This is a genomic window from Bacillus sp. JJ1503 (genome assembly GCF_036965125.1).
Lineage (GTDB): Bacteria > Bacillota > Bacilli > Bacillales > Cytobacillaceae > Cytobacillus.
Genome location: NZ_JBALOZ010000064.1, coordinates 1 through 725 on the forward strand (window position 1 = coordinate 1; position 725 = coordinate 725).

Annotated in this window: 2 protein-coding genes; one reads left to right on the forward strand and one right to left on the reverse strand. The window is 34.3% G+C overall.

The window, feature by feature from the left end:
* Positions 1-417 (reverse strand): DUF1885 family protein (locus V7149_RS06035; protein WP_335344761.1); only part of this gene is annotated, 417 nt, incomplete at its 3' end.
* A gap of 159 nt (positions 418-576) precedes the next feature.
* On the opposite strand from V7149_RS06035, the gene V7149_RS06040 reads away from it, so the two are divergent.
* A partial coding sequence (locus tag V7149_RS06040) for an SAV0927 family protein (protein WP_335344762.1) occupies positions 577-725 on the forward strand: 149 nt, incomplete at its 3' end.

The window sequence follows — 725 nt, forward strand, 5'->3', positions numbered from 1 at the left end:
ATACATAACTCTTCCATTGAATAAATGCAATTCGCCTTTTAGCTTCTTTGCTAAATAGCGGCAAAACTCGTTAGCTTTCCCTTTATCGCCGAATGTAGCTGATTCCGGCAACGTTACTTGAATATATGATTGTTCCCGATCGGATCCATCTTCGTTCCGAATTGTTTCTTGGTCTATTCCTAGTAAAATTGTGTGATACCTGTCATTGTTGGAGTGCAGATAGAACCATTTCCCTTTTCCCTCGGGTTTTTCTTTTATTTCATATGGAAAAGCAGCTTCATTGTACTTCCAATCAACTTGGTCACCTGTTTTCGCAGTAATGGCTTTATAGTATTGAAATAATTCTTTTACTTCATCTGTCGTAATATGTTCTTTTTCTGATGAAGGCACGAGTTTTATGTATGCGTTACTTGCCAACATCCATCCCCCCATTATTCATAAATACTTTCCCTTTCATTCTAGCACTGAATAAAAACGAATAACAGCTTTAACAAAGATTTTTCACAAAAACCTTGTAATGCAACTGAATTTAAATTATAATAATATTCTAAATATTAAAATTAAAGGAGGAGTAATATGGATCTATTTGAAAAGCTCTATGATGAGCATGAAAATGTGAAGGTCCGATTTGTTGGTTTTACTACTGAACTAACACGCTATGATTTTGGGATTGTGTTTACAAATTTATTTTTCGGAAAACCTCTTGTTGTATGTATGCAAACTGG